Source organism: Anaerostipes faecalis (assembly GCF_018982945.1).
In the GTDB taxonomy this organism is placed as follows: domain Bacteria; phylum Bacillota; class Clostridia; order Lachnospirales; family Lachnospiraceae; genus Anaerostipes; species Anaerostipes faecalis.
Map to the genome: position 1 here is coordinate 1 of NZ_JABRXE010000004.1, position 25802 is coordinate 25802.

25 protein-coding genes and 1 pseudogene are annotated in these 25802 nt (G+C 37.0%); 24 read left to right on the top strand and 2 right to left on the bottom strand.

The window, feature by feature from the left end:
• The 7 genes and pseudogenes from KTB61_RS05485 to KTB61_RS05515 all read left to right on the top strand — a co-directional run.
• Nucleotides 1-233 (top strand): annotated as a pseudogene (locus KTB61_RS05485) (RNA-guided endonuclease TnpB family protein); the annotation flags it as partial.
• Between the two features lie 42 nt (nt 234-275).
• On the top strand, nt 276-1022 hold the full coding sequence (locus KTB61_RS05490; protein WP_278277200.1) for an APC family permease: 747 nt from the start codon (nt 276-278) through the stop codon (nt 1020-1022).
• Between the two features lie 106 nt (nt 1023-1128).
• Nucleotides 1129-2346, top strand: coding sequence for a peptidase T (gene pepT, locus KTB61_RS05495; protein WP_216696998.1), 1218 nt, complete (start codon nt 1129-1131; stop codon nt 2344-2346).
• Between the two features lie 421 nt (nt 2347-2767).
• Nucleotides 2768-2962 carry a hypothetical protein gene (locus KTB61_RS05500; RefSeq protein ID WP_230973630.1) on the top strand — a complete coding sequence of 65 codons (195 nt, stop codon included), beginning with the start codon at nt 2768-2770 and terminating at the stop codon, nt 2960-2962.
• A gap of 99 nt (nt 2963-3061) precedes the next feature.
• Complete coding sequence (locus tag KTB61_RS05505) at nt 3062-3616, top strand: LemA family protein (protein WP_075759945.1); 555 nt, start codon at nt 3062-3064, stop codon at nt 3614-3616.
• A 19-nt stretch (nt 3617-3635) separates the two neighbouring features.
• The gene (locus KTB61_RS05510) at nt 3636-5561 is read left to right on the top strand and encodes a DUF2207 domain-containing protein (protein ID WP_230973631.1); all 1926 of its coding nucleotides are present in this window, start codon (nt 3636-3638) and stop codon (nt 5559-5561) included.
• A 30-nt stretch (nt 5562-5591) separates the two neighbouring features.
• Nucleotides 5592-6782, top strand: a complete 1191-nt coding sequence (locus KTB61_RS05515) for a phosphopentomutase (RefSeq protein ID WP_216696999.1) — start codon at nt 5592-5594, stop codon at nt 6780-6782.
• 75 nt (nt 6783-6857) lie between these two features.
• Here KTB61_RS05515 and KTB61_RS05520 read toward each other — a convergent pair whose 3' ends face one another.
• Entirely contained in the window at nt 6858-7193 is a 336-nt protein-coding gene (locus KTB61_RS05520) for a helix-turn-helix domain-containing protein (RefSeq protein WP_216697000.1), read from the bottom strand.
• A gap of 175 nt (nt 7194-7368) precedes the next feature.
• Here KTB61_RS05520 and KTB61_RS05525 point away from each other — a divergent pair, with 175 nt between their 5' ends.
• The 8 genes from KTB61_RS05525 to rbsK all read left to right on the top strand — a co-directional run bounded on the left by KTB61_RS05525 (nt 7369) and on the right by rbsK (nt 16682).
• A complete protein-coding gene (locus tag KTB61_RS05525) occupies nt 7369-7983 on the top strand; it encodes a DUF5688 family protein (protein WP_216697001.1) in 615 nt (204 codons plus the stop codon).
• A gap of 86 nt (nt 7984-8069) precedes the next feature.
• Complete coding sequence (locus KTB61_RS05530) at nt 8070-8948, top strand: damage-control phosphatase ARMT1 family protein (RefSeq protein WP_216697002.1); 879 nt, start codon at nt 8070-8072, stop codon at nt 8946-8948.
• A gap of 145 nt (nt 8949-9093) precedes the next feature.
• Nucleotides 9094-10401 carry an ATP-binding protein gene (locus KTB61_RS05535; protein ID WP_075759961.1) on the top strand — a complete coding sequence of 436 codons (1308 nt, stop codon included), beginning with the start codon at nt 9094-9096 and terminating at the stop codon, nt 10399-10401.
• A gap of 154 nt (nt 10402-10555) precedes the next feature.
• Entirely contained in the window at nt 10556-11416 is an 861-nt protein-coding gene (locus KTB61_RS05540) for a class I SAM-dependent methyltransferase (protein WP_075759962.1), read from the top strand.
• A 155-nt stretch (nt 11417-11571) separates the two neighbouring features.
• On the top strand, nt 11572-12576 hold the full coding sequence (gene mreB / locus KTB61_RS05545) for a rod shape-determining protein (protein WP_075759963.1): 1005 nt from the start codon (nt 11572-11574) through the stop codon (nt 12574-12576).
• Nucleotides 12577-12720: 144 nt separating this feature from the next.
• Nucleotides 12721-14979, top strand: coding sequence for an SF1B family DNA helicase RecD2 (gene recD2 / locus KTB61_RS05550; protein ID WP_216697003.1), 2259 nt, complete (start codon nt 12721-12723; stop codon nt 14977-14979).
• Nucleotides 14980-15102: 123 nt separating this feature from the next.
• Nucleotides 15103-15636, top strand: coding sequence for a helix-turn-helix domain-containing protein (locus KTB61_RS05555; RefSeq protein WP_216697004.1), 534 nt, complete (start codon nt 15103-15105; stop codon nt 15634-15636).
• Nucleotides 15637-15665: 29 nt separating this feature from the next.
• On the top strand, nt 15666-16682 hold the full coding sequence (gene rbsK, locus KTB61_RS05560; protein WP_230973632.1) for a ribokinase: 1017 nt from the start codon (nt 15666-15668) through the stop codon (nt 16680-16682).
• A gap of 126 nt (nt 16683-16808) precedes the next feature.
• On the opposite strand, the gene KTB61_RS05565 is transcribed toward rbsK, so the two are convergent.
• Complete coding sequence (locus tag KTB61_RS05565) at nt 16809-16979, bottom strand: DUF362 domain-containing protein (RefSeq protein WP_075759967.1); 171 nt, start codon at nt 16977-16979, stop codon at nt 16809-16811.
• 212 nt (nt 16980-17191) lie between these two features.
• Between KTB61_RS05565 and KTB61_RS05570 the strand changes: the two genes are divergently transcribed.
• The 9 genes from KTB61_RS05570 (at nt 17192) to KTB61_RS05610 (ending at nt 25717) form a co-directional block, all read left to right on the top strand.
• Complete coding sequence (locus tag KTB61_RS05570; RefSeq protein WP_075759968.1) at nt 17192-17398, top strand: DUF1858 domain-containing protein; 207 nt, start codon at nt 17192-17194, stop codon at nt 17396-17398.
• 581 nt (nt 17399-17979) lie between these two features.
• Entirely contained in the window at nt 17980-18465 is a 486-nt protein-coding gene (locus KTB61_RS05575; RefSeq protein WP_083638405.1) for a PTS sugar transporter subunit IIA, read from the top strand.
• 47 nt (nt 18466-18512) lie between these two features.
• Nucleotides 18513-18794: a PTS sugar transporter subunit IIB gene (locus KTB61_RS05580; RefSeq protein ID WP_075759969.1), complete on the top strand. Its 282-nt coding sequence runs from the start codon at nt 18513-18515 to the stop codon at nt 18792-18794.
• Between the two features lie 36 nt (nt 18795-18830).
• Nucleotides 18831-20207, top strand: coding sequence for a PTS galactitol transporter subunit IIC (locus KTB61_RS05585; RefSeq protein WP_075759970.1), 1377 nt, complete (start codon nt 18831-18833; stop codon nt 20205-20207).
• A 57-nt stretch (nt 20208-20264) separates the two neighbouring features.
• Nucleotides 20265-21263: a dihydroxyacetone kinase subunit DhaK gene (locus KTB61_RS05590; RefSeq protein ID WP_075759971.1), complete on the top strand. Its 999-nt coding sequence runs from the start codon at nt 20265-20267 to the stop codon at nt 21261-21263.
• Complete coding sequence (locus tag KTB61_RS05595) at nt 21232-23358, top strand: BglG family transcription antiterminator (RefSeq protein ID WP_230973633.1); 2127 nt, start codon at nt 21232-21234, stop codon at nt 23356-23358. Before KTB61_RS05590 ends, KTB61_RS05595 begins: the two co-directional genes overlap by 32 nt.
• Nucleotides 23359-23362: 4 nt before the next feature.
• Nucleotides 23363-24031, top strand: a complete 669-nt coding sequence (locus KTB61_RS05600) for a class II aldolase/adducin family protein (RefSeq protein ID WP_075759972.1) — start codon at nt 23363-23365, stop codon at nt 24029-24031.
• A 38-nt stretch (nt 24032-24069) separates the two neighbouring features.
• Complete coding sequence (locus tag KTB61_RS05605) at nt 24070-25080, top strand: dihydroxyacetone kinase subunit DhaK (protein ID WP_216697005.1); 1011 nt, start codon at nt 24070-24072, stop codon at nt 25078-25080.
• 13 nt (nt 25081-25093) lie between these two features.
• Nucleotides 25094-25717, top strand: coding sequence for a dihydroxyacetone kinase subunit L (locus KTB61_RS05610; protein ID WP_075759974.1), 624 nt, complete (start codon nt 25094-25096; stop codon nt 25715-25717).
• The last annotated feature ends 85 nt before the right edge of the window (nt 25718-25802 follow it).

The following is a 25802-nucleotide window of genomic DNA, read 5'->3' on the forward strand; positions in this document are numbered from 1 at the left end:
CCTTTTTTGATAGGGATGTTATGCCTGTCTATGGCGAAGAAGATAGCCAAACACCTGCAACATTCAGCGGAAAAAGAGTGAAAAGAGGACTCTATCGGACTTCCACGGGCTATGAATTCAATGCAGACGTAAACGGTGCACTCAATATCCTTCGTAAAAGTAATGTTGTGTGCTTAGATGCACTATACAGTAGAGGCGTCGTGGCAACGCCTATGAGAATACGTATGGCTTAATTGCCATGCGCTGTTCTCATGAAGCCCCCACTTCTATAAGTGGTGGGTAGTTCACTTGTCCTTCAGTCCATTTTAGGAGTTGGAATGACCCAGTATGTAAAATTAAGTCAACTTGCCGGAAGTGACACGCCACATATGATTTTCGCAACAAATCTTTTAGGCCATGCAGGAAGTATTTGGATGGGGCTGGTAACAGTACTGGCAGGAATTTCAACATTGAATACGATACTTCCAAGTACTTCGAAGATTATGCAAGGCATGGCAGAAGAAGGAATGTATCCGAAAATTTTTGCAAAAACCAATCGTCATGGGGTTGCATTGGCCGGCATGTGCCTGATGTGTGGAGTTGTTGCCATGATTTTGATTACAGGATATGCAAATTCCAGTGGCTTATCTAATATGATCCTTGCCGCTTCATGTTTTTGGTTGGTATCTTATGCACTGACACATTTAAATGTTATGGTTTTAAGAAAAAGATATCCGGAGGCACCAAGAAATGAGAAACTTCGACTTGCAAATATTCCACAGATTATCGGAATCATTGGGATAATCTATATGATCTGGAATATCAGTTCAGATATGGAAAGCCGCTTGATGATATACAAACTATTTTTTATAATTTTTGCATTACTAGTCATCTTTGCTTTTTGCTGGGTCAAATTTGTCATGAAAACAAAACCATTTAAAGCAGTACCTATCGAAGAAGTAAGTGAGGAAGCTTCCAAATGGAGAAAGGAAGCGGAACGTCAGGAGTATGTCTATCAGGAAGGGCAGACAGTATTATTATAGAAATTGTTATAGAAAACTAAAGTTGCAGAATCTGTCGGTTATGGAATATAATAAAAGAAATATGTATTCAATGAACAATGTGATAAAATAATAAAAAGGAATTATTATGGACATAAAGCAACGTTTTTTAAATTATGCAACGATATATACAGGAAGCTCTGAAGGCAGTTCTGTCACTCCGTCTACAAAGGAACAGTTTAATCTGGCGCATGAGCTGGAACAGGAAATGAATGAAATCGGATTATCAGATGTGCTAGTAGACGAGAACTGTTATGTGTATGGCTTTTTACCTGCCACAAAAGGCTACGAAAACTGTAAACATATTGGGTTTATTGCACATCTGGATATTGTGAGCGATTTTGGAACAAGGGAAATTAAACCACAGGTTGTAAAAGATTATAATGGGAATGCTATTTCTCTTGGAACCAGTGGACGTTTTCTGGATACAGAACAATTTCCTCATTTGAAAAATGCCTTGGGAAAGACAATTATCACAACAGATGGAAATACAGTACTGGGTGCTGATGACAAAGCGGGAATTGCCGAAATCATGACCATGTGTAGTGAACTGATAGAGAAACAGATTCCACATGGAAAAATCAGCATTTGTTTTACTCCTGATGAAGAAATCGGTCATGGAGCAGCATTGCTGGATCTGGATAAATTTGATGCAGATTATGCATTTACTGTGGATGGAAGCAGTCCCGGTGAAATTGAATATGAAACATTCAATGCAGCCAGTGGAATATATGAAATTAAAGGGATATCTGTGCATCCGGGAGATGCCAAGGATAAGATGGTAAACGCATCTCTTGTGGCAATGGAAATAAACAGGATGCTTCCAGAAGAAGAGATTCCTGCTAATACAGAGGGAAGAGAAGGTTTTTTCCATCTGTGCTCCATGGAGGGAGATGTAGGAAGGGCAAAATTAACCTATATTGTCCGTGATCATGATTCTCATATTTTTGAAAATCGTAAAGATAAAATGAAGAAGATTGAAACTGTCTTAAATAAAAAATATGGAAAGGGTACCGTAAAATTAACTTTAAAAGACCAATATAAAAACATGGCAGAAATTATGAAACAACATCCTGAAGTTATTGGAAAAGCCCGAAATGCCATCAGTGAAAGAGGATTACAGCCGGTTTCTAATCCTGTAAGAGGAGGAACAGATGGAGCACAGCTTTCTTTTCGTGGATTACCATGTCCGAATCTTGGGACAGGAGGATATGCAATGCATGGACCATATGAACATGTTATTGTGGAAGAGATGGAAGAAATAGTCCAGATATTAATAAATATTGTTAAGGAATCTTATAACTGATGAAGCCTCCGATAGACCCCGTTATTTAAGCAAAAAATATCTCTTGACAGTGATGGAAGACAGTGCTATATTCAAATCAAGCAACAAAAGGGAGTAGCTGAACATCCATTTATGGATGGGTTTGAGATCGTCAGCCGATACTGTAAGGTATCCGTATCAAATGAGATAGCAAGACTTTTATTGTGACGAATGTCATGATAAAGGTCTTTTTTTATTACATAGGAAAATCCTTTGAATTGCCTATGTAATAAAAAAAGACCTTGTCGGCTTTGTTTATAAATCAAATGATATCCGTCACGAAAGTTGCCGAGAAAGTGAGGTATTACAATGGAGGAAGTAATGAAAAGTGAAATGAGAGAAGCTGTGGAAGCTGGAGAGAAGGTACTGATAACTTTAAAAGCTGCACAGAAGGAATTAAACAGTGCAGGATGTCGAAATTCCGATGGATCTTCATGTAGAAGTGGAAGGGTTTTTAAAATTTGCAGATTTTTTCTTTGATGGAATTGTGGCAGATTATCTTGTCCAGTCAAAGATCGAGAATGCAAAGAAACAGCTGAATGATGCCGTTTATCAGGTAGAAAGTATACTTATGGATCTGAAAGAAAGGAGTAGATAAAGGAGTAGATAAAGGAGAAAGCAGATGTATTAAAAACAGCAGAATTATATTATAATGGATGTAAGGATATAAAATAATTGTTTTGAAGGGAGAAATAAAATGATTGCAGGAATTATTATTGGAGTGCTGATATTATTATTGGTGATTTATGTTGTAAGTTCATACAATGGTTTTGTCAGTTTGAGAAATAAGACAGAAGAAGCATTTTCAGCTATGGATGTATCTTTGAAAAAAAGATATGATCTGATTCCTAATTATGTGGAAACTGTAAAAGGGTACGCAAAGCATGAATCAGAAACTTTAGAAAAGGTTATTTCAGCAAGAAACTCAGCTATGGGGGCATCTTCTGCAGAAGAGCGTATTGAGAATGAAAATGTATTAAATGGTGCTTTAAAATCTTTGTTTGCTGTAGCCGAGAGTTATCCGGATCTGAAAGCAAATCAGAACTTTTTACAGCTTCAGGATCAGCTTCAGAGGCTGGAGGAAGAAATTGCAGGTTCCAGAAGATATTATAATGGAGTTGTTAATAAATTTAATACAAAAACAGAGATGTTTCCTGGAAATATTATTGCAGGTATATTTGGATTTAAACGGAAACCTTTATACGAAGTAGAAAATACAGAAGAACGTGAAAATGTTAAAGTGTCTTTCTAGAAGACTATGAGGTAGGATTATGAAAAAGATCAGAGCATGGGCAGTCATTATTATAATGGCTGTTGCAAGCATTATTTTTTGCAGAGCAGATTCAGTTAAAGCAGCTGAAAATGTTTCCTATGATTCCAATATGAAGACAGAAAAATATGATGTGGATGTTGTGATTAGCGAAGATGGAAGCTATACAGTAACAGAAAAGATAGCGGTTAAATTTTTAAATCCACGACATGGAATATACCGTTATATTCCCAATAAGGGGAAAATCATTACGGCAGATAAAAATGAAAAACAGAAAAAGCTTTTATATTTTGCAGATATAAAAGTTCTGGAAAGTAATACTACCTGTGAAAAATCATCAGAAAATGGAAATATAGTATTGAGATTTGGAGATGAGGATACGTATGTGAAAAATAAAACCTACCGTTTTACTTATCGCTTTACCCCTCGCTATGAAGATGAAAGTTTCCACAGTATATATTTTAATATTTTCCCGACAGGATGGCAAAACAGAATTCCTGCAGGCAGTCACTTCAGTATTCAATTTCCGAAAAAAACGGATGTAAGCCAGCTGAAATTTTCTTATGGAGCCTACGGAGAATCAAAGAATGGAGAAAATATTTTAAATCTTTGGATAGATGAAACAAATCATCAGTTGTCAGGAACCTTAAAGAAAAAGCTGGACCTGGGGAATGGAATTACGGTTTATGGGGAAATGGAGGAAGGATATTTTTCTCAATACCATCAGTCTCATATGGATAAAGTTGTCTTTGCGGCAACCCTGGCAGTTCTGGTTTTGGCTTTGGGATTGTATTTTAAGTTCGGAAAAGATGAAAAAATTATTCCTTCTATTCAGTTTCAGCCTCCGGAAGGGTTAGATAGTGCAGCAGTTGGATATATTATTGATGGCACAATTGAAAATGAAGATCTGATTTCTCTCATTATATATTGGGCAGATCATGGATATCTTCGTGTGGAGGAAAAGAAGAAGGGAAAGGTTACCCTTTATAAATTAAAAGATTTAAAGAAGGATGCACCGGGATATCAGACATATCTGTTTGATGCGTTGTTTGATGGAAAAGATTCCGTTAAAATCTCATCATTACAATATAAATTTGCGGATCATTTACATAATGCAAAAGATAAGCTGAAATATTATTACAAAGATCAGATTTATACAAAGGCATCAAAGGCAGTAAGAATGGTAATGTTACTTGTAATCCCGATTCCTTTTGGAATCTTTCTTCTCATGATGAGTTATTATAATTATATAGGAGGTTTTGGGATTTTCCTGGAAATTGCCCTATGGTTACTGTTTTTAGCAGGTGCTGTCATTTCATGTATTACGGTGGATAAATGGTATGCCATATCCGCATCTGCAAGAAAAGTACGAATTGCCATAAGTGTTATTTTAACAGGTGGCAGTATTTTAGGATATGGAGCTTATTACATCTGGAAAACAGCTCAAGGAGATATGTTTAATTACAGATGGCTGTATGCAGTGATAGCAGCAGTATCAGTGATAGCTGTTGTGCTTGTAGCATTTATGAAAAAAAGAACTGATCAGTGTATTCAGTGGATGGGATATCTGTCTGGATTAAGAGATTTTATTGAAACTGCCGAACTGGATCGTATGAAAGTCCTGGCAAAAGATCATCCGGAAATGTTTTATCATATTTTACCGTATGCTATGGTTTTTGGATTATCTGATGTGTTTGCAGAGAAACTGGAAGATCTGAAGATTCCGGCACCTGACTGGTATGACTCTTATGTTGAAACACCATATTTCCATTATTATATGTTAAGCAGATGTATGGAGAATACCATAGCAGAAACTTTGTCAGTACCAGAACCGCCAGTACAGGATGAGGGCGGTGGTTTCTCAGGAGGATCCTTTGGAGGATTTTCAGGAGGAGGCTTTGGCGGCGGAGGCGGCGGAAGCTGGTAAAAAAGTAACTATAAAAAGAAGGTGCAGAATATGAGAAAATATAAACGTATTTTTACAATTGTAATTGATTCTCTTGGAGCAGGAGCCATGGAAGATGCGGGGAAATATGGTGATAAAGGAACCGACACATTAGGGCATATATCTGAATCAGTGGATAACTTTGAAATCCCCAATCTTCAGAAACTTGGTTTAGCCAATTTGCATAAGTTAAAACAGGTGAAACCAGTGGAAAATCCTATGGGCTATCATATGCTGCTTAATGAGGCAAGCGTTGGAAAAGATACTATGACGGGACACTGGGAGATGATGGGCCTTCATATTACAAAGCCATTTAAAACATTTACGGAAACCGGCTTTCCAAAAGAACTAATTGAGGAGCTTTCCAGGAGAACCAGACATAAAATCATCGGAAATAAAAGTGCCAGTGGAACAGAAATTCTGGATGAACTGGGGGAGGAAGAAATTGCCACAGGGCATATGATTGTTTATACTTCGGCGGATTCAGTATTACAAATATGTGGAAATGAAGAGACTTTTGGACTGGAGGAGCTGTACCGATGCTGTGAGATAGCCAGAGAACTGACTTTAAAAGACCAGTGGAAGGTGGGACGTGTTATTGCAAGACCATACATTGGAAAGAAAAAGGGAGAATTTAAACGAACCAGTAACCGCCATGATTATGCTTTGAAGCCTTACGGGAAAACTGTTTTAAATGCATTAAAAGAAGCTGGATTTCAGGTGATTTCTGTGGGGAAAATATATGATATTTTCGATGGAGAGGGGCTGACAGAATCTAATAAATCTAAAAGTTCAGTTCATGGAATGGAACAGACTATAGAAATTGCCAGGAGGGATTTTGAAGGGCTTTGTTTTACCAATCTGGTTGATTTTGATGCCCTGTGGGGACACCGTAGAAATCCTCATGGATATGCACAGGAACTTGAAAAATTTGATAAAAAACTGGGGAAATTGTTGCAATTATTAAAAGAAGATGATTTGCTGATTATCACTGCAGATCATGGAAATGATCCGACTCATACAGGAACAGATCATACAAGGGAAAAGGTACCATTTCTTGCTTATTCACCGTCAATGACAGGTGGTGGAAATCTTGGAGAAGCAGACACTTTTGCCATAATAGGAGCAACGATAGCAGATAATTTCCAGGTGAAGATGCCAGAAGGAACAATAGGAGAATCTATTCTGGACCGGTTAAATTAAATAAAAAGACAAAATAGGAATAAAAAAAGGAGCTATTACAATTAAAATATTGTAACAGCTCCTTTTTAAGTGTTATCATTTTAAATGAGGAATTATTGCAGATAATATTTCAGCAATCTGGTTACGTTGTTCTAGAGTCAGGTGTCTGGTCAGTTCCCATAAAGCATCATGTTTAGATGGATAGTCTGCTTCTAAAAGAGTATCTCCAAATAATAAATAGTCTGCTGATACGTTCAGGGCATTGGAAATAGATGCTAGTATATGAATAGACATGGATTTCAGACCAGATTCAATTTCATAAACATAATGTGGTGTAATTTCAGCTATCTCAGCCAGTTTCTCCTGGGTCATATTACGTTGCTTTCGAATTTCTTTAATTCTTTGTCCGGTTGCTTTAACGTCTGTTTTCATTTGATACCTCCCATGAGAAAACAAGCTTTTCAACATAAGAAAATACTATAACTAACAGCAACAGATAGCCACGAGCTTACAGCTACATTATTTGTTGCTATAAGCAACATGTGATGGTATGATAGATAGAGTATGAAGATAACACGCAATAAAGCAGTAGGAGTTGTATGATAATATGCAAAAGAATCAGGGTTTGATTCAGAATAAATGTCCAAAAAGTATTGAGAAAAATATCATATATCATTTGATAAATTATAACAAAAACAGGAAAATATTAGAAAAACTTCCGCATATACATTATGAAGATCTGGCAATAGTTTTTCGCTTTGTACAGAAAAAAGTCGGACAGATAAACTCAGTACTTATCGATTGTAAAATGACAGAAGAATGGAAAATGGATGAAAAGGATTTGTGGAGATGTGCCAAAAAGAATACACCGGAAATGTTTCCGGAGAAAATAGAATCCATAAATGAAATGTTTCATCGCCATAAAAAAAATGAAGAACCGGCATTAATCTTATCGAATCAGCAAGGCCTGTATGGAGCAGGAGTTATTTTGTATGAAGATATTCTTAAAAATCTGGCAGACCGGTATGGATGGAATTTATTTTTACTTCCAATCAGTATTCATGAAGCTATGATACTATTCGACCGGGGACAGTATGTACAGGAGGAATTGTTGAAAATCATACAGATTTCCAATCAGACCGTTGTATCAGAAAATAATTTTTTGTCGGATAATGTATATTATTATGACCGGCTGGATCATGAATTGTTTTGTCTTTTTTAATTAATATGATTAAAGCAAATCTGGATTGGAGATTTTATTGAGAATTTAATATAATAGAAGCAGAAAATTAAGAGAAGGAGCTTATTATGGAGAAAGTTAGATTAAATTCTCAGTGCATTCGTTGTTTGGTGAAGAAACAGATGGAAAATTTTGATAATAATATAGCTGAGAATCAAAAGGTTCAATATATGCAGGAAGTTTTAAAGATTATTGCACAGGCAGGACCGTCAGAAGGAGGGCCCGTGATTTCGGGACGTATTTTTGAACTGCAAAAGAGAATGTTTGGAGAGAAGGTTGATTATAAACCGATTAAACACCGATACAACCAGATGATGCTGGATATGGAATATGAAATCAGTCAGAAAATAGAAAATTCTGAAGATACGCTGAAGCAGGCACTGAAATATGCAATGACTGGAAATTACATTGATTTTGGAGCTTTGTCCAATGTAGATAATGAAAAACTGATGGAACTTTTGGAACAGGCGGGAAAAAATGCAGTCAGCCAGGAAGAGTATCAAGCCTTAAGGGAAGATCTGAAACGGGGAGGAAAACTGGTATATCTGACAGATAACTGTGGTGAAGTTGTGTTGGACAAGCTATTGATAAAACAGTTGAAAAAGGAGTATCCGGATCTTGATATTACGGTAATTGTAAGAGGTCAGGAAGTGTTAAATGATGCAACCATGGAAGATGCGAAGCAAATCGGAATGACAGATATTGTAAAAGTTATAGGAAATGGATCTGATATTGCAGGAACTTATGAGGAAGAAATTTCACAGGAAGCATTGGATATGATAAATCAGGCAGATGTGATCATTGCCAAAGGACAGGGAAACTTTGAGACTTTGTGGGGATGCGGTAGAAATATTTACTATATGTTCCTGTGTAAATGTGAGCTGTTTACCGAAAGGTTTGGAGTGAATCTTTTAGAAGGGGTTCTGATAAATGACAAAAATTGCTAGTTAAGAATTAACTCCAAGGAGAACAGACAATGAAGATAAATTTCAGAATTATCTTCCGATTTAGATAAAAAGTGCTATAATGATAAGAAAAATCTACCAAGACCTGATGATTGGGTTGATAGGATATATGGAAGGTGAGTAGAAAATGTACAATATAGTTTCAAAGTTATTAATTTATGGAGATATGGACAAAGATTCTATTTTAATGGAATTAAGTGATATATTTCGCTGCATGGATGAAGGAACTGAGAGTAAAGATATTCTGACGACCAGAGTATTTAAGCAGATTAAGAGAATTTTACAGGTGGCAACAGATTATGCCTTCGACAAAAATTTATGGCATAATTATCTGACATTTTTACTGATTACCAATGAGAATCCTTTTAGTATTACATGTGAAAAGGTTGGAGCAAGTGAGGGAAGTGTAAATCATTTTGCCAAAAATGATTTTAAGGCATTTAAAGAACTGTTTGATTTTGATTTCAGTAAAATTGAAGAGAATCTTGGAATCGATTGTTTTAGCAGGATTTCTGACTATAAGGCTATTGGTAAACCTGAATTAATGTATAACAAAAATGTAAGTGAGAAAGTCCGTGCTTTAAGTGAAAAACTGGAAGCCACTAAAGATGAAAATGAGTTTTTTGATGTGGTAACTGATTTTTATAAAGCCTATGGTGTTGGCATGTTTGGGCTTAATAAGGCATTTCGTATTGAAGAGACAGGTGATGGAGACATCCGCTTCCGTGCAATCAATAATATGGACAAAGTTGTGCTGGATGACCTGGTTGGATATGAAATCCAGAAGAAGAAGCTGGTGGACAATACAGAAGCCTTTGTTCAGGGGAAAAAGGCAAACAATGCTTTGCTTTTTGGAGACAGCGGTACAGGAAAATCCACAAGTATCAAGGCTATTGTTAATGAATACTATGACCAGGGTCTGCGTATGATTGAGATTTATAAGCATCAATTTAAGGATTTGTCCAATGTGATTGCCAAGATTAAAAATCGTAATTACCGTTTTATTATCTATATGGATGATTTGTCTTTTGAAGAGTTTGAAATTGAGTATAAATTCCTGAAAGCTGTTATCGAAGGAGGAGTGGAAACAAAACCGGAGAATATTCTGATTTATGCAACTTCTAACCGTCGTCATCTGATCAAGGAAACATGGAATGATAGAAATGATGTGGAAAATAGCAATGGAATGCACAGATCTGATACTATGGAAGAAAAGTTATCTCTGGTAAATCGTTTTGGAGTAACCATTAATTATTCTAAGCCAAGCCAGAAAGAATATTTTAATATTGTTATTCAGCTGGCAAGAAAAGCAGGAATTACTATGTCAGATGATGATTTATGCAAAGAAGCAAATAAATGGGAATTAAGTCATGGGGGAATTTCAGGAAGAACTGCACAGCAGTTTATCAATTATCTGTTAGGAGTGCAGGATTAAATTCTGAAAATAAAAATTTGTAATGCTTTCATAAAATTAGGTAAAAAGGAAGAATCTCAAGGGGAAGGTTCTTTCTTTTTCTCATTTCATAGGGTATACTAGTTCTTGTATAACAGAAAATAATTAAAATTACAGATAGAAAGAGAGAAAACATATGTGGGTAGCAGATCAATGGAAAGATTATGAAGTACTGGACACCTCAAATGGTGAAAAGCTGGAAAGATGGGGAGATTATTATCTTGTTCGTCCCGACCCGCAGGTTTTATGGACAACACAAAAAAAATTAAGACAATGGAAGAAGCCTAATGGACATTATCACAGAAGTAATAAAGGCGGCGGTCAGTGGGAGTTTTTTGATCTTCCAAAAACATGGGATATTCAGTATAAAGATTTGAAGTTCCATCTTCAGCCATTTAGCTTTAAACATACTGGATTGTTTCCGGAACAGGCAGTAAACTGGGACTGGTTTTCTGATAAAATCAGAAATGCAGGAAGACCGGTAAAAGTATTGAACTTATTTGCTTATACCGGCGGTGCAACTCTGGCGGCAGCAAATGCAGGAGCAGCAGTCACCCATGTGGATGCTTCCAAAGGCATGGTAAACTGGGCGAAAGAAAATGCTCAGTTATCAGGATTAAGAGAAAGACCAATTCGCTGGCTTGTGGATGACTGTGTGAAATTCGTCGAACGGGAAATTCGACGTGGAAATCACTATGACGGGATTATCATGGATCCACCTTCTTATGGAAGAGGACCAAAAGGAGAAATCTGGAAGATAGAGGAGAAAATTTATCCTTTTGTACAGCTTTGTACTAAAATTTTATCAGATGATCCATTGTTTTTCCTGATCAATTCATATACAACAGGACTTCAGCCGGCAGTACTGACTTATATGCTGGAGACAGAAGTAAGATCAAAATTCGGTGGTAAAGTCATGTCTGATGAAATCGGACTTCCAGTCAGTTCCAACGGGCTTGTTTTGCCATGTGGAGCTTCAGGAAGATGGGAAAAATAACGAAGATTACAGAAATCTTAAGTTTTACTAAATTTTTTTATAATCTAAAAAAAACAATTGAATTTTTTGTCGGATTGTTTATAATTAAGAGAGTATGTATACGAATAATCAATCATTAACATAATAATAAAAAATTGAAAGGGGAATTTGTTACCATGGCATCAGGAACAGATATTGGAATTGACTTAGGAACAGCCAGCGTCTTAGTATATGTTAAAGGTAAAGGCGTTGTTTTAAAAGAGCCTTCAGTTGTGGCTTTTGATAGAGATACAAACAAAATTAAAGCAATCGGAGAAGAAGCACGTTTAATGCTTGGAAGAACACCGGGAAATATTGTGGCAGTTCGTCCGCTGAGACAGGGTGTTATCTCTGATTATACAGTTACAGAGAAGATGTTAAGCTACTTTATTAATCGTGCAATAGGCAAATCATTATTTGGAAGAAAGCCTCGCATCAGTGTCTGTGTTCCAAGTGGAGCAACAGAAGTTGAGAAGAAGGCAGTTGAAGATGCAACTTACCAGGCAGGAGCCAGAGATGTATCTATTATTGAAGAACCGGTTGCAGCAGCAATTGGAGCAGGAATCGATATTTCCAAACCATGTGGAAATATGATCGTAGATATCGGGGGAGGAACTTCTGATATTGCTGTTATTTCTCTTGGAGGAGTTGTTGTAAGTAATTCTATCAAGATCGCAGGAGATGATTTTGATGAAGCTATTGTTCGTTTTATGCGTAAAAAGCATAATCTGTTAATTGGAGAACGTACGGCTGAAGAGATTAAGATTAATGTAGGTACAGTATTTAAACGTCCTGAAAATCTTACAATGGATGTACGTGGACGTAATCTGGTAACAGGATTACCTAAGACTGTCACTGTAACTTCTGAAGAAACAGAAGAAGCCTTAAGAGAACCTGCATACCAGATCGTTGATGCAGTTCATAACGTTCTGGAGAGAACTCCACCTGAACTGGCAGCAGATATTTCTGACAGAGGAATTGTATTGACAGGAGGAGGATCACTGATCCAGGGTCTGGAAGAGCTGATTGAAGAAAAGACAGGTATCAATACAATGACTGCAGAAGATCCGTTAACAGCTGTAGCGATCGGTACAGGAAAATTTATTGAATTTCTTGCCGGAGAAGACGATAAACGTAAATAATAAGTGTTAAATTAAAAACAAAGCGGACAAGTGCCTCATGATACTTGTCCGCTTTATTTTTCTTCGGGAAATCTTATAAAAGCTCCTTAAGAAAAAATACTCCGTGCAGCATGCAATCAGATACGTATGGAAAGAGAGGACTGAATGGAACATCTGGAAGGATATGTTGATCATATTAGATTTCGAAATGAAAATAATGGATATACGGTGTTAAGTCTTGATGTGGAGGATGATGAGGAAACTGTAGTTGGATTGTTCCCTTTTTTGAATGAAGGGGAATATATTTCTATGGAAGGGGAATATGTTGATCATCCGGTTCATGGACCTCAGTTTCAGATGAAAACTTATGAAATTACGGCACCTGATGATATACATAGTATGGAACGATATCTGGGTTCCGGTGCTATTAAAGGTGTTGGACCGGCAACAGCTAAAAAAATTGTAAAAAAATTTAAGATGGATACTTTCAGGATTATAGAAGAAGAACCGGAAAGATTGGCAGAAATCAAAGGAATTACAGATAAAAAAGCTCAAATGATTGCTGTGGAATTTAATGAAAAACAGGAAATGCGTCACGCCATGATGTTTTTATCCGGATATGGAATTAACAATAATCTTGCAGTTAAAATCTACAAAGAATATGGAGACCATCTTTATACCATTATTCAGGAAAATCCATATCGAATGACAGATGATATTGCAGGTGTGGGATTTAAGATTGCAGATGAAATTGCTAAAAAAGTAGGTATTGGAAGTGACTCTGATTACCGAATCATATCTGGAATATTCTATACATTGATGCAGGCATTAAATGAAGGCCATATATATCTTCCAAAACATATTTTGTGCAGAAATGCAGCATATATTCTTGGAGTGAGGGAAGAAGCCATTGAAGAACATTTACTGGGGATGATGATTGACAAAAAAATTGTAATCGTTGAGGAAGAAGAGATTAGAATTTATGGAGCTGCTCAATATCACATGGAAGTAAATACAGCAAGAATGCTGTGTGATCTGAATCTTCATTATGATGTTTCTGTTTCAGAGATTGAAACGATGATTGCAGGCATTGAAGAGGCCGAGCAGATTACATTTGCCAATAAGCAAAAAGAGGCAATTGAAGCTATTGCCAGCCACAGTATCGTGATTTTAACCGGTGGTCCGGGAACTGGAAAGACAACTACGATCAATGGTATGATTCAGTATTTTGAAAGGGAAGGTCTTGATATCCGTCTGGCGGCACCAACCGGAAGGGCTGCAAAGCGTATGACAGAAGCTACAGGATATGAAGCTATGACCATTCACAGATTGCTGGAGATTAATGGAGAGGCTGAAAGAGATCTGAATCATGGTGGAATGCCCTTTGAGCGTAACAGTGCCAATCCTCTGGAAACAGATGTGGTTATCATTGATGAAATGTCTATGGTAGATTTATATCTGATGAATGCACTTTTGCAGGCAATGGTTCCGGGGACCAGACTGGTGATGGTAGGAGATGCTAATCAGCTTCCATCTATTGGTGCGGGAAACGTGTTAAAGGATATGATATCTTCCAAAGAATTTAAGGTAGTAGAACTAAATCAGATCTTCCGTCAGGAAGAAGGAAGTCATATTGTAAGAAATGCTCATTTAATCCATCAGGGAAGAACGGTAGAGCTTGATAATAAAAGCAGAGACTTTTTCTTTCTTCAGAGGAATTCTGTTCAGGATGTATTGGGAGTTCTTGTCTATCTTGTCAGAGATAAGCTTCCGGCATATGTCAATGCCGAGCCATATGATATTCAGATTCTTACTCCTATGCGAAAAGGTGAACTGGGAGTCGAAAGACTAAATCAGGTTATGCAGCAGTATCTGAATCCTCCAGACAAGGAAAAGAAAGAAAAGGATACATCTTTTGGAGTTTTTCGTGAAGGTGATAAAGTGATGCAGATTAAAAACAATTACCAGCAGGAATGGGAAATCCGAAATAAAAAAGGGTTTACTGTGGATAAAGGAGTTGGTGTGTTTAACGGGGATATTGGAATTATTACGGAAATTAATGATTTTACAGAAAAAGTAACGGTAGTATTTGATGATACAAGGGAGGTTCAGTACGGCTATGCATCGCTGGATGAACTGGAACTTGCTTATGCTATTACGATACATAAATCTCAGGGAAGCGAGTATCCGGCGGTAGTAATGCCTCTTTTAACAGGACCAAGAGTACTGTTTCACAGAAATCTGCTGTATACAGGAGTTACCAGAGCAAGAAACTGTCTGACGATTGTTGGAGATAGAGGAACGTTGTTTTCAATGATTCAGAATGTAAATGAACAAAGACGATATTCTACACTGACAAAACGGATTCAGGAAATAGCCGGCGAATCAGAAGAAAATCCGTTTGACGAAGGGTGGATAGAATAGAATAAAGTTTTTTCATAAAATAAAAAAATTAGCTAAAACCGTCATCTTTTAGAGGACGGTTTTTCTTGTTTCATAAATAAGTCCTTGATACACTAAAATACGAAGAAAGCAAGGAGGGGGCTTATGAGAGAAAAGAAACGTATGATATCAGAAGCAGCCCGGGAATTGGGACTGGAAACTTATAATTTAAGAACCTGGGAAGATGAATTTGGGCTGATGATTCCACGAAATGAAAAAGGATACCGATGCTATGGAGATAAAGAAATCCAGACATTCCAGATAATTCGAAATATGAAAAATGAAGGTATTGATACAGAACAGATCAGGAAAAAGCTATTAGGGAATATTATTCCTTTTCCAAAGGAAACTCAGGTGGGAGTATCGGATAAAATGGCGCAGTTTCAGGATGTAATGGTGAAGATCATGGGACAGGCTCTTAGAGAGCAAAAAGGTTTTCTGGAGAAAGAAATAGGAGATCAGGTTTCTCAAAAAATTTCAAAAGAGATAGATTATCAGTTCAGACTGAGAGAAGAACAGCAGGAAAAGCATTTCCAGAAATTAGATGAACTGATTCGAATACAGCAAAAAACAAGAGAAGAAATTGCGGCTTCCAAAGAAAAGAAAAAATTCTTTCGACGTAGAAGAAAAGAAAGATAAGATTGTATTTCTACAAGAACAATATTATAATGAATTCAGAAACAGAGTGTATTTCAAACAGCATAAGTGAGGAATTGATTATGGGTAAAAGACCAAAGATATTAGTTGTGGGAAGCTTTGTTATGGATCAGATTGTCACTACCAGAGTATTTCCACAGGAAGGTGAAACTGTCCTTGGGAAGACTTTTCATAAGGCACCTGGAGGGAAAGGAGCTAATCAGGCAGTACAAATGGCTCGTCTCGGTGCAGATGTTACGATGATAGGTAAATTAGGGAAAGATTCCAATGGAGAAGAACTTCTGGATGTATGTAAAAAAGCAGGGATAGACACTGGTAAAGTATTATTTGATGAGACTGAAGCATCAGGATGTGCCATGATTATTTTGGAGTTAATTCCTGGAGGAAGCACAAGGAATCGCATTATTGTTATTCCGGGATCCAATATGACCATAAAACCGGAGGAGATTGCTTTTCTTGAAGATGAGATCGAACAATATGATCTTGTTTTGCTACAGCATGAGATTCCTATGGAGGTTAATGAAAAAGTTGCTTCATATGCCCATGCGAAGGGGGTACCGGTGATGCTGAATCCGGCCCCGGCAGCACAGCTGTCAAAAGAGTTTATTGCAAATCTGACATATATTTCTCCAAATGAACATGAAGCTGCGGCTATGACAGGAATAAAGATACATAGAGATAAAGGAGTATTTAATCTGGAGGAAGCAAAAGTTGCTGCTTTAGTATTAAGAGGTTTTGGTGTTGATAATGTTGTTATAACGTTGGGAGAATCGGGAGTTCTGATGGACACTCCCCAAGGGATGATTTATAAACCGTCTGTTCCAGATGTGAATGTAGTAGATCCTACAGCTGCAGGAGATTCTTTTGTTGGAGCGTTTTGTACGAGAATATGTATGGGAGATAGTTTTGGTGAAGCATTGACTTTCGCAAATCATACGGCGGCACTTACAGTATCTAAAATGGGGGCTATGCCATCGCTTCCTCACCTTGATGAAGTGGAAGAATATATTCGATCAAAAAAAGATTAATAGTTGTAGATTTCCTGTATTCCTCAATCATGAGAGACTTGCTCCGCTTTAGTGTAGCAAGGTCTTTCCTAATAAAATAAAAAAAGAGATGCAATAGTGCATCTCTTTTTTATGTACGTTTCTGGATTATTCCTGGCTGATAGCACCAGCTGGACATCCATCTGCACAAGCACCACAATCCATGCATGTATCTGCATCGATTACGTACTGTCCATCTCCTTCGCTGATAGCTCCTGCTGGGCAAGTTCCTTCACAAGCACCACAAGAAATACAAGCGTCTGAAATTACATATGCCATAGTTAAGTCCTCCTTATATAGTATAGTCAATTAAAACGGAAACCCGCTTAACTACATCTTATTTTAATATACTTAATCAAGAATATCAAGCAATTTGTTGTTTTTTTAACGATAATGTATTATACTATAAACATTAGTCTTATAAAACTTCAAATGGAGAGTCTGTTTGTTGTTTTTTAAGTAAAAATATAAGTATATGGAGGAATTTTAGAATGACAATTTCAAAAGATATGGTAATTGGTGATTTACTGGCAATTGATCAGAATTTTGCAGCTATTTTAATGAGATCCGGAATGGGATGTGTTGGATGCCCATCTGCACAGGGAGAAACTTTAGAAGAAGCAGCATTTGTTCATGGAATGGATGTTGAAGAGCTTCTTGGAAAATTAAATGAATATGCAGCTACAAAAGAAGCATAGTCAAATCATTATATCAGATGAGGGATGACTCCCGCCTCTGTAGGCGGTGAGCAACAATTATGTATCAGTGGCGGGTTTCAATCCCCCATCTGATATACGCTCCGCGAGGATGCGCAGGAATTCGGATTGGAAGTATGTCTGCTATGCAGACCCGAATTCCGCGCCAAGACTCGCGAGCGAGTCTTGAATAACAGGAATATAAAGCTTATAAACAGAGAAGGGATTTCTATAAAAATAATATGGAAATTTCTTCTTTTTTTCTTGTAAAAAAAGGTTTGTTCAGCTGTTTCGTAAATATATAGTATACTGTTCAATTGTGTTAAAGAGGTAAAATATAATAAAAAAATCCACGGTTTTAGGCGGTTTTTATGAATTATTTATAAATTTTTAATAATTGCACAACGTTGTGCAAAGGAAATGTTCATCACAGGAATGAGCAACAGATGGCGCATTATTCGAACTCAAAGAAGATTGTATATATAAAAATACTGAAATATAATGAGTACAACAGGTGATGGACAAGAAGTACCGAGTCATAAATAACAGATTATCCTGATTATTGAAAAGGAGAGTGATACAAGGTGGCTAATCGTGACACAATTTACAGAGAACTAATTCAGCTTGACTGGGAAGTGGCAGATCAGACAGAATTCTTTGACAAGATGGCAGCTAAGTTGGTTGAACTTGGATATGTAAAAGAAACTTTTGCAGATGCCATTAAGACAAGAGAAGCTAATTTTCCAACTGCACTTCCGGTAGAACCTTATCCAGTTGCGATTCCTCATGCAGATCCACAGCATATTATTAAACCATTTATCGCATGTACCAGATTAAAGAATCCGGTAAAATGGTGTGAGATGGCTAATAATGATGAAGAACATGATGTAAAATTTATTTTCATGTTAGGTTTCCTCGGTGGACATGGTAATGAAGGGTCTAACGAACATGTAGAGTTACTGCAGGTTCTTGTAATGAACTTCCAGAAACCGGAGTTAATGGATAAGTTAGTAAATGCAAAAACTGAAGATGAGTATATGGAAGCAGTTCTTTCCATGGAAGGTCTTTAGAATTTAAAAGTAACTTTTTAATTATTTTTTAGAAAGAAGGTCTTAAAATGAAACAGATTGTTGTAGCATGTGGTAGTGGAGTGGCAACATCTCAGACAGTTGCAAGTAAAGTAAATCGCCTTTTAAAAGAAAATAACGTTCCAGCAGAAGTTTTAGCTGTTGATATTAAATCTGTTGATCGTTATATTGCAGGAAGCGTTGCTTACATTGCAATTACAAAAGTTGACAAAGAATATCCAATTCCTGTTATCAATGGTATTGCATTCCTTACAGGAGTAGGACAGGATGCGGAATTCAAAAAATTAGTTGATGCTGTAAATAACGGCTGATTTTAATTTTAAAGAGAGACGGAAGGAGAAAATTATATGAGTATTTTGAGTGATGTTATTAATTGGATATTGGGATTAGGTGCAGCAATTTTCGTACCTATCGTAATCATTATTGCAGGTTTAATCGTAGGAATGAAACTGAAAGATGCTATTTCAGCTGGTGTAACACTTGGTGTAGCATTCACAGGTATGTCAATGCTGATCAGCTTCATGTCTGGAGCAATCGGACCTGCTGCAGAAGCAATGTTAAAGAGTACAGGTATCAACTTACCAATTGTTGACGGTGGTTGGACAACGTTATCAGCTATTGCCTGGTCATGGCCATATGCATTCTTAATGTTCCCACTGATGATCGGAATTAACATCGTTATGTTAATTATCAACAAAACAAAAACATTTAATGCTGACTTATGGAATGTTTGGGGTAAAATCTTTACAGGTGTTTGTGTAACAGCTGTATGTAAACCTTACTTTGGAACAGCAGCTGCAGTAGTAATTGCTTTCGTTGTAGCTGGTATCCAGATTATCTTCGAATTGAAGATGGCAGATATGTATCAGTATCGTATTGAAAAATTATCAGGAATTCCGGGTGTAACATGTACTCATAAGATGGGATTCACATCTATCTTCATGTTCCCGATTGACTGCTTATTAAAGAAAATTCCGGCATTAAACAAACGTTTTGATGCTGCTGTATTAAAAGACAAGATTGGTATCTTTGCTGAGTCTCACATTTTAGGATTTATCCTTGGTGTACTGTTCGGAATCTTAGCAAGATATGATGTTGCTGCAACATTAACATTAGGTATTCAGGCTGCAGCTTCTTTAACACTGTTCCCTGTAATTTCTAAATACTTTATGATGGCTCTGGAACCAATTTCAACAGCTATCAGTGCATTTATGAATAAGAAATTTGATGACAGAACATTAGTTGTAGGTCTTGACTGGCCATTCATGGGTGGTGCAAACGAAATCTGGTTAGCAGTATTCTGGGCTATTCCTGTAACATTAATTTATTCTATGTTCTTACCAGGAAACGAAATCCTGCCATTTGCCGGTATCATTAACAATGCTATCGCAGTAGCAGCATTCCTTGTAACAGGTGGTAACGTAATCCGTATGTTGATTCTGGTTACACTTTTTGCTCCAGCTTATCTGTGGGTTGGAACAATCATGGCACCATTTATCTCTGATCTTGCACGTTCTACAGGAGCTGTAGCTTTGAAAGCAGGCGAATTAATTTCCTGCAGTTCTATTGATGGACCTATCCAGACATATGCATTCTCTCATGTATTCAAGATCATGGATGGTGAATTTATTCCATTGGTACTTTGTGTAATCTTTGTTGTATGCTTTGTTGCACTGTACAAATATCTTGGAAAAGAAGAAGCAGAAGGAAGAGAAATCAACTAATATTTATATTGTATTCGAAAATTGGATAGCATAAAGAAAGAAAAATGAGGTTTAATTATGCAGAGATTTGTAAATGATCCTGATTATATTGTAGAAGATATGTTAAAAGGGTTTGTAAAGGCCCATAGTGATCTGATTGTACGTTCTGAAGCAAATGACCGTGTTGTTAAATACATAAATGCACCAGTGGAAGGCAAAGTTGGGCTTGTTACTGGAGGAGGAAGTGGTCATGAACCTGCTTTTCTTGGCTATGTTGGAAAGAATATGATGGATGCAGTTGCAGTAGGTGAAGTTTTTTCTTCACCTTCTGCACAAGCATTTTATGATGCATTTATGGAGGCAGATTCAGGACAGGGTGTTGCCTGTCTGTTTGGAAATTATGCCGGAGATAACATGAATGTTAAAATGGCTGTCCGCATGGCAAAGAAAAAAGGTGTTACAGTTAAATTTGTAACAGCAACAGACGATGTGGCATCTTCACCAAAAGAAACAAAGGAAAAACGCCATGGTATTGCCGGTGGTGTTTTCATGTGGAAAGTTGGAGGAGCAAAAGCAGCACTCGGCGGAACTTTGGATGAAGTAATTGAAACTGCTCAGAAAGCGGTGGACAATACAAGAAGTATTTGTGTCGGACTGGAGCCATGTACAATACCGGCTGTTGGACATTCTAATTTCCAGATTGCAGATGGAGATATGGAATTTGGTATTGGGCACCATGGGGAGCCAGGTATTAATGTACAAAAATTAAAACCAGCAAAGGAAATTGCCCGTGATATGGCAAAAGCAATTATTGATGACCTTGAACCAGACAGTGGTGATGAAGTTGCGGTTTTACTTTCTGGTTTAGGAGCAACTCCGATTATGGAATTATATGTTCTATATGATGATATAGAAGCTTACCTGAAAGAACAGGGACTTTCTATTTATAAGGTATTCATTGGAGATTATGTAACTTCTCTGGATATGAATGGAGCTGCTTTAACAGTGATGAAACTGGATGATGAGCTGAAAACCTTATTGGATTATGAAGCAAAATCACCAGGAATTGAAGTGTAAAAATACTTTTGAAAGAGGTGCACCATTGTATTTAGATGAAAGAGGTTATGCTGTTCTTAAAACAATTGTGAATAATCCTGCAATTACAGGAAAAGAAGTAGAAGCTTCTTTACAGCTAACAAGAAAGCAGTTAAGCTATACCATTGAAAAAATCAATGATTATCTGCAGGGCAATGGGATGCCGAAAATCGAACGGCTCAGAACAGGAAAATTTATTATTCCGGTTGCTGTGCTGGAACAATATCAGACAGAAGATATTGGAAGAACAGATACAATATATATTTATTCAGATAAAGAGAGAGGATTCCTGATTTATCTGATGCTTTTATGCATCAAGGAAGAGTTATCAATTTATCATTTCACATCAGAATTACAAGTAAGTAAAAACACATTTTTAACAGATTTAAAGAAACTTGAGAAAAAGTTGGAATCTTATCATTTGGAAGTATCCTATAGCCGGCAGGAAGGTTATCATCTGGTTGGAAGTGAATATTCCAAACGGGAAATGATGATTACTGCAGTTCGGGGAATCTTAAAACTTCCAAATGGCAAAGATACGATTATGGGTATCTGCCGTATCAGTCAGGAACTGATGAGGCAGGTAGAGAATCAGATTAATGTCATCGAGAACCGGTTAAAAATCCGATTTACAGATGAGCGGCTGAAGGAACTTCCATTGATTTTGTGTCTGATTGTTATCAGGACAAGAAAAGGAAGGATTCTCCGTGAAGTTCCAGAAACTTTTCAGCATATAGCAGGAACGAAAGAATATTCTGTGATGCTGGAATTTGCAAAGGAATATGATATTACATGGCAGACTGAAAAATTATTTCTGGCTGCACAGATTCAGATTTCTAATTTTCACGGAATACAGAGTAATGAGTCCCAGCAGGAAGAGGAACTGATGAAAGCTTCCGAGGAAGTCATTACCAATTTTGAAAATCTGATTTGTGTCACAATCAATGAAAGGGACATGCTTTTAGAAGCATTATTCCAGCACATCAAACCGGCATTCTACCGAATGAAATACCATTATCATATAGAACAGAGTATTGTAGATATGGTTCTTCCTATGTATAACTCATTACATGCAGTTGTAAGGAAGTCTATTTCACCATTTGAAAAACTTGTGGGAGAGAAGTTTCCTGATGAGGAACTGGTCTATATTACAGCACTGTTTGGTGCGTGGTTGAGGCGAGAAGGAATTCTTGATCTGGTAGAAACCAGAAAGAGAGCTTTAGTGGTTTGTGCAAATGGAGTATCTGTTTCAAATTTCCTTTACTTTTCATTAAGAGAATTGTTTCCCGAAATTGATTTTATTGCATGTTTATCTATGAGAGAATTTGCGGAATATGATGAAAAGAAGTTTGATATTGTTTTTTCCATGGTGAGATTGGAAACAAGAAAAATGCAGTTTTTAGTAAAACCATTTATTGATGAAATATCAAAAAGAAAATTCCGTGAAAAGGTTATGGGTGAACTGACAGGAATAGTCCCCCATGAAATCGATGTGATAGGGCTTATGGATATTATTAAAAAATATGCAGATATCCAGGATGAAGAAACTTTAAAACGTGAAATAGCCAATGCACTGACGCCGGATTCCAGGGAGGAGCCGAAAATTAATGTTGGTACCCAGTTATCAATCGAATTGAAAGATGTGTTAGTAAAGGATACCATACAGGTGCTTGATCACACATTGCCTTGGGAAGATGCTGTAAGAATAACAGGTATTCCATTGATTAACAGAGGAGATGTTACAGAGGAATATGTGGAACAGGCAATTGAAAATATAAAGGATGAGCATCCGTTTATTATGATTGCTGATGGAGTTATTATTGCTCATGCAGGAGTAGATGACGGTGCAAAAAGAGTTTGTCTTTCTTTGCTGACTCTGCCAGAAAAAATAAATGTTGATGATTATATGGAAGCGGATGTTATCATCATGATTGGAACACCAGATCCGACAAAACATTTGGAAGTTCTGGAAGAGTTAAATTATATTCTCGAAAATAAAAAGACCCTGCAGATATTAAAAAAGGCAGAAAAACCGGATGATATATTAGAATTAATTCAAAAAGAAAAGGAGAAATAGCGAGATGTTAGAATCATTAAAAAAAGATGTAGTTGCTATGGCAAAACGTGCGCAGGCTGAAGGATTATGCAAACATTTATCTGGAAATCTTAGTGCAAGAGATCCAGAAACAGGATATGTTGTAATTACACCTACACAGGTAGATAGAGAATTATTAACAGCTAGAGATATGGTAGTTCTTGATCTGGACGCAAATGTTATCGAAAATGAATCAGGACTTCGCCCAACAAGTGAATCTCTGATGCATCTTCAGATTTATAAAACAAGACCAGATGTTAATTCTATCTGTCATACACATTCTATGTATGCGACAACATTTGCTGTATTAAATAAACCAATTCCTGCAGTTGTTTATGAAATTGCTAATCTTGGTGTAACAAAATCAAGAATTCCAGTTGCACCTTATGGACGTCCAGGAACAACAGACCTTTCTGACAGTGTAATCGAACCAGTTCAGGAAGCAGATGTATTCTTATTACAGGGACATGGGGCAGTAGCAGTATCTCAGGGAGACATCTATGATGCATACTTAAGAGCTGCTTATATCGAGGAATTAGCTCAGTTATACTTCAATGCACTTTGCGCAGGACAGGGTGAAGAACCATACTTCTTCCCGCCAGAAGAATTACAGAAATGGGAATATCCATCACAGATTAAATTTCCTAACAAATAATTTTTTACTGTATTCATGAGCATAAGGAGTATTTTCATATGAAAAAAATTATTAATTCTCCAGATAATTATATTAAAGAAATGTTAGAAGGAATCTATATTGCACATGCAGATGATTTAACATGTGTTGATGGAGATTTACAGGTTCTTGTAACAAAACATAAAAAAGAAGGCAAAGTAGGTATTGTAACCGGTGGTGGATCTGGACATCTTCCATTGTTCTTAGGATATGTGGGAAAAGGAATGATTGATGGATGTGCTGTTGGTGACGTTTTCCAGTCTCCAAGTGTGGATCAGGCAATTGCTTTAACAAGAGAAGCAGACAATGGTGCTGGTGTTCTTTACATCTATGGTAACTACAATGGAGATATCTTCACATTCCGTCCGGCAGCTGATGAAGTTGAGATGGAAGATGACATTGAAACAGCAGAAGTTCTTGGAGCTGATGATGTTGCTTCAGCAGGGCCATCTGCACCAGGAGAAAAGAGCACACGTCGTGGTGTTGCAGGTATCTTCTTTGTTTATAAATGTGCTGGGGCTGCAGCAGATAAAATGTTATCTTTAGAAGAAGTTAAACGTGTTGCAGACAAAGCCAATAACAATGTTCGTACAATGGGTGTTGCTTTAACTCCATGTACAGTACCAAGAGTTGGAAAACCAAGTTTTGAAATTGAAGATGATGAGATGGAAATCGGAATGGGAATCCATGGAGAACCAGGAATCCGTCGTGGAAAACTGGAACCAGCAGATCAGATTGTTGATGAAATGTTAGAAAAGATCGTAGCAGATCTTCCATATGAAAGTGGAGATGAAGTAGCAGTTCTTGTTAATGGTCTTGGTGCTACTCCATTGGATGAACAGTACATAGTAACTCGTCGTATCAATCAGGTATTAGAAGAAAAAGGAATTAATGTATACAAATACTATGTAGGTGAGTATGCAACAGCAATCGAAATGGCTGGATTCTCCATTTCTTTATTAAAACTTGATGATGAACTGAAAGAGTATATTGATCATCCGGTTGATACACCATTCTTCAAACAGATTTAGGAGGACATTTCATATGGAGACATCTTACTTAATTACTCTTTTAAAAGAAATCAGCGATATTATGGCTGAAAACAAAGATAAACTGATTGCAATGGATGGTATTGTCGGTGACGGAGATTTAGGCCTTACAATGACAGATGGTTTCAAGGCTGCATATGATGCAGTTGCAGATGGAGCCATCACAGATGCGGGTAAATTGTTATTTGCAGCTGGAAAAGCAATGGCTAATAAAGTTCCTTCAACTATGGGGTCATTAATGGCAACTGGCTTAAAACAGGGAGGAAAAGACCTGAAAGGTAAAGAATCTCTGGAAAATGCAGATATTGTTCAGGTATTTGAATCTTACGAAGCAGGTGTTGCAAAGCTTGGTGGAGCAAAAGTCGGTGACAAAACATTTATCGATGGAATTCATCCAGCAGTTGAAAGCTTAAAGGCTTCTTTAGAAGCAGGAGATTCTTTAGCTGATATGGCAGCAAAAGCTGCAAAAGCAGCTGATGAAGGATTTAAAGCTACAACAACTATGATTGCTGTTCATGGAAGAGCAGCAACAAGAGGAGAAGCTTCCAGAAGTCTGGAAGATCCAGGAGCAAAAGTTGCAGCATTAATATTTGAAGCATTTGAAAAAAGTGTTCAGTAAAATATAACTCATTTATCCCTCGCAAAACGGCTTCCGCGCTTCGCTTGTGCAGATAGTTTTTGCGAGGGATAAATTCGTTTTGAAT

What these genes read in the sequence shown, in the direction of transcription:
- pepT (WP_216696998.1), top strand. Translation starts at nt 1,129, where the DNA reads ATGGACATAAAGCAACGTTTTTTAAATTATGCAACGATATATACAGGA.
- KTB61_RS05505 (WP_075759945.1), top strand. Translation starts at nt 3,062, where the DNA reads ATGATTGCAGGAATTATTATTGGAGTGCTGATATTATTATTGGTGATT.
- KTB61_RS05510 (WP_230973631.1), top strand. Translation starts at nt 3,636, where the DNA reads ATGAAAAAGATCAGAGCATGGGCAGTCATTATTATAATGGCTGTTGCA.
- KTB61_RS05515 (WP_216696999.1), top strand. Translation starts at nt 5,592, where the DNA reads ATGAGAAAATATAAACGTATTTTTACAATTGTAATTGATTCTCTTGGA.
- KTB61_RS05520 (WP_216697000.1), bottom strand. Translation starts at nt 7,193, where the DNA reads ATGAAAACAGACGTTAAAGCAACCGGACAAAGAATTAAAGAAATTCGA.
- KTB61_RS05525 (WP_216697001.1), top strand. Translation starts at nt 7,369, where the DNA reads ATGCAAAAGAATCAGGGTTTGATTCAGAATAAATGTCCAAAAAGTATT.
- KTB61_RS05530 (WP_216697002.1), top strand. Translation starts at nt 8,070, where the DNA reads ATGGAGAAAGTTAGATTAAATTCTCAGTGCATTCGTTGTTTGGTGAAG.
- KTB61_RS05535 (WP_075759961.1), top strand. Translation starts at nt 9,094, where the DNA reads ATGTACAATATAGTTTCAAAGTTATTAATTTATGGAGATATGGACAAA.
- KTB61_RS05540 (WP_075759962.1), top strand. Translation starts at nt 10,556, where the DNA reads ATGTGGGTAGCAGATCAATGGAAAGATTATGAAGTACTGGACACCTCA.
- mreB (WP_075759963.1), top strand. Translation starts at nt 11,572, where the DNA reads ATGGCATCAGGAACAGATATTGGAATTGACTTAGGAACAGCCAGCGTC.
- recD2 (WP_216697003.1), top strand. Translation starts at nt 12,721, where the DNA reads ATGGAACATCTGGAAGGATATGTTGATCATATTAGATTTCGAAATGAA.
- KTB61_RS05555 (WP_216697004.1), top strand. Translation starts at nt 15,103, where the DNA reads ATGAGAGAAAAGAAACGTATGATATCAGAAGCAGCCCGGGAATTGGGA.
- rbsK (WP_230973632.1), top strand. Translation starts at nt 15,666, where the DNA reads ATGAATTCAGAAACAGAGTGTATTTCAAACAGCATAAGTGAGGAATTG.
- KTB61_RS05565 (WP_075759967.1), bottom strand. Translation starts at nt 16,979, where the DNA reads ATGGCATATGTAATTTCAGACGCTTGTATTTCTTGTGGTGCTTGTGAA.
- KTB61_RS05570 (WP_075759968.1), top strand. Translation starts at nt 17,192, where the DNA reads ATGACAATTTCAAAAGATATGGTAATTGGTGATTTACTGGCAATTGAT.
- KTB61_RS05580 (WP_075759969.1), top strand. Translation starts at nt 18,513, where the DNA reads ATGAAACAGATTGTTGTAGCATGTGGTAGTGGAGTGGCAACATCTCAG.
- KTB61_RS05585 (WP_075759970.1), top strand. Translation starts at nt 18,831, where the DNA reads ATGAGTATTTTGAGTGATGTTATTAATTGGATATTGGGATTAGGTGCA.
- KTB61_RS05590 (WP_075759971.1), top strand. Translation starts at nt 20,265, where the DNA reads ATGCAGAGATTTGTAAATGATCCTGATTATATTGTAGAAGATATGTTA.
- KTB61_RS05595 (WP_230973633.1), top strand. Translation starts at nt 21,232, where the DNA reads ATGAAGCAAAATCACCAGGAATTGAAGTGTAAAAATACTTTTGAAAGA.
- KTB61_RS05600 (WP_075759972.1), top strand. Translation starts at nt 23,363, where the DNA reads ATGTTAGAATCATTAAAAAAAGATGTAGTTGCTATGGCAAAACGTGCG.
- KTB61_RS05605 (WP_216697005.1), top strand. Translation starts at nt 24,070, where the DNA reads ATGAAAAAAATTATTAATTCTCCAGATAATTATATTAAAGAAATGTTA.
- KTB61_RS05610 (WP_075759974.1), top strand. Translation starts at nt 25,094, where the DNA reads ATGGAGACATCTTACTTAATTACTCTTTTAAAAGAAATCAGCGATATT.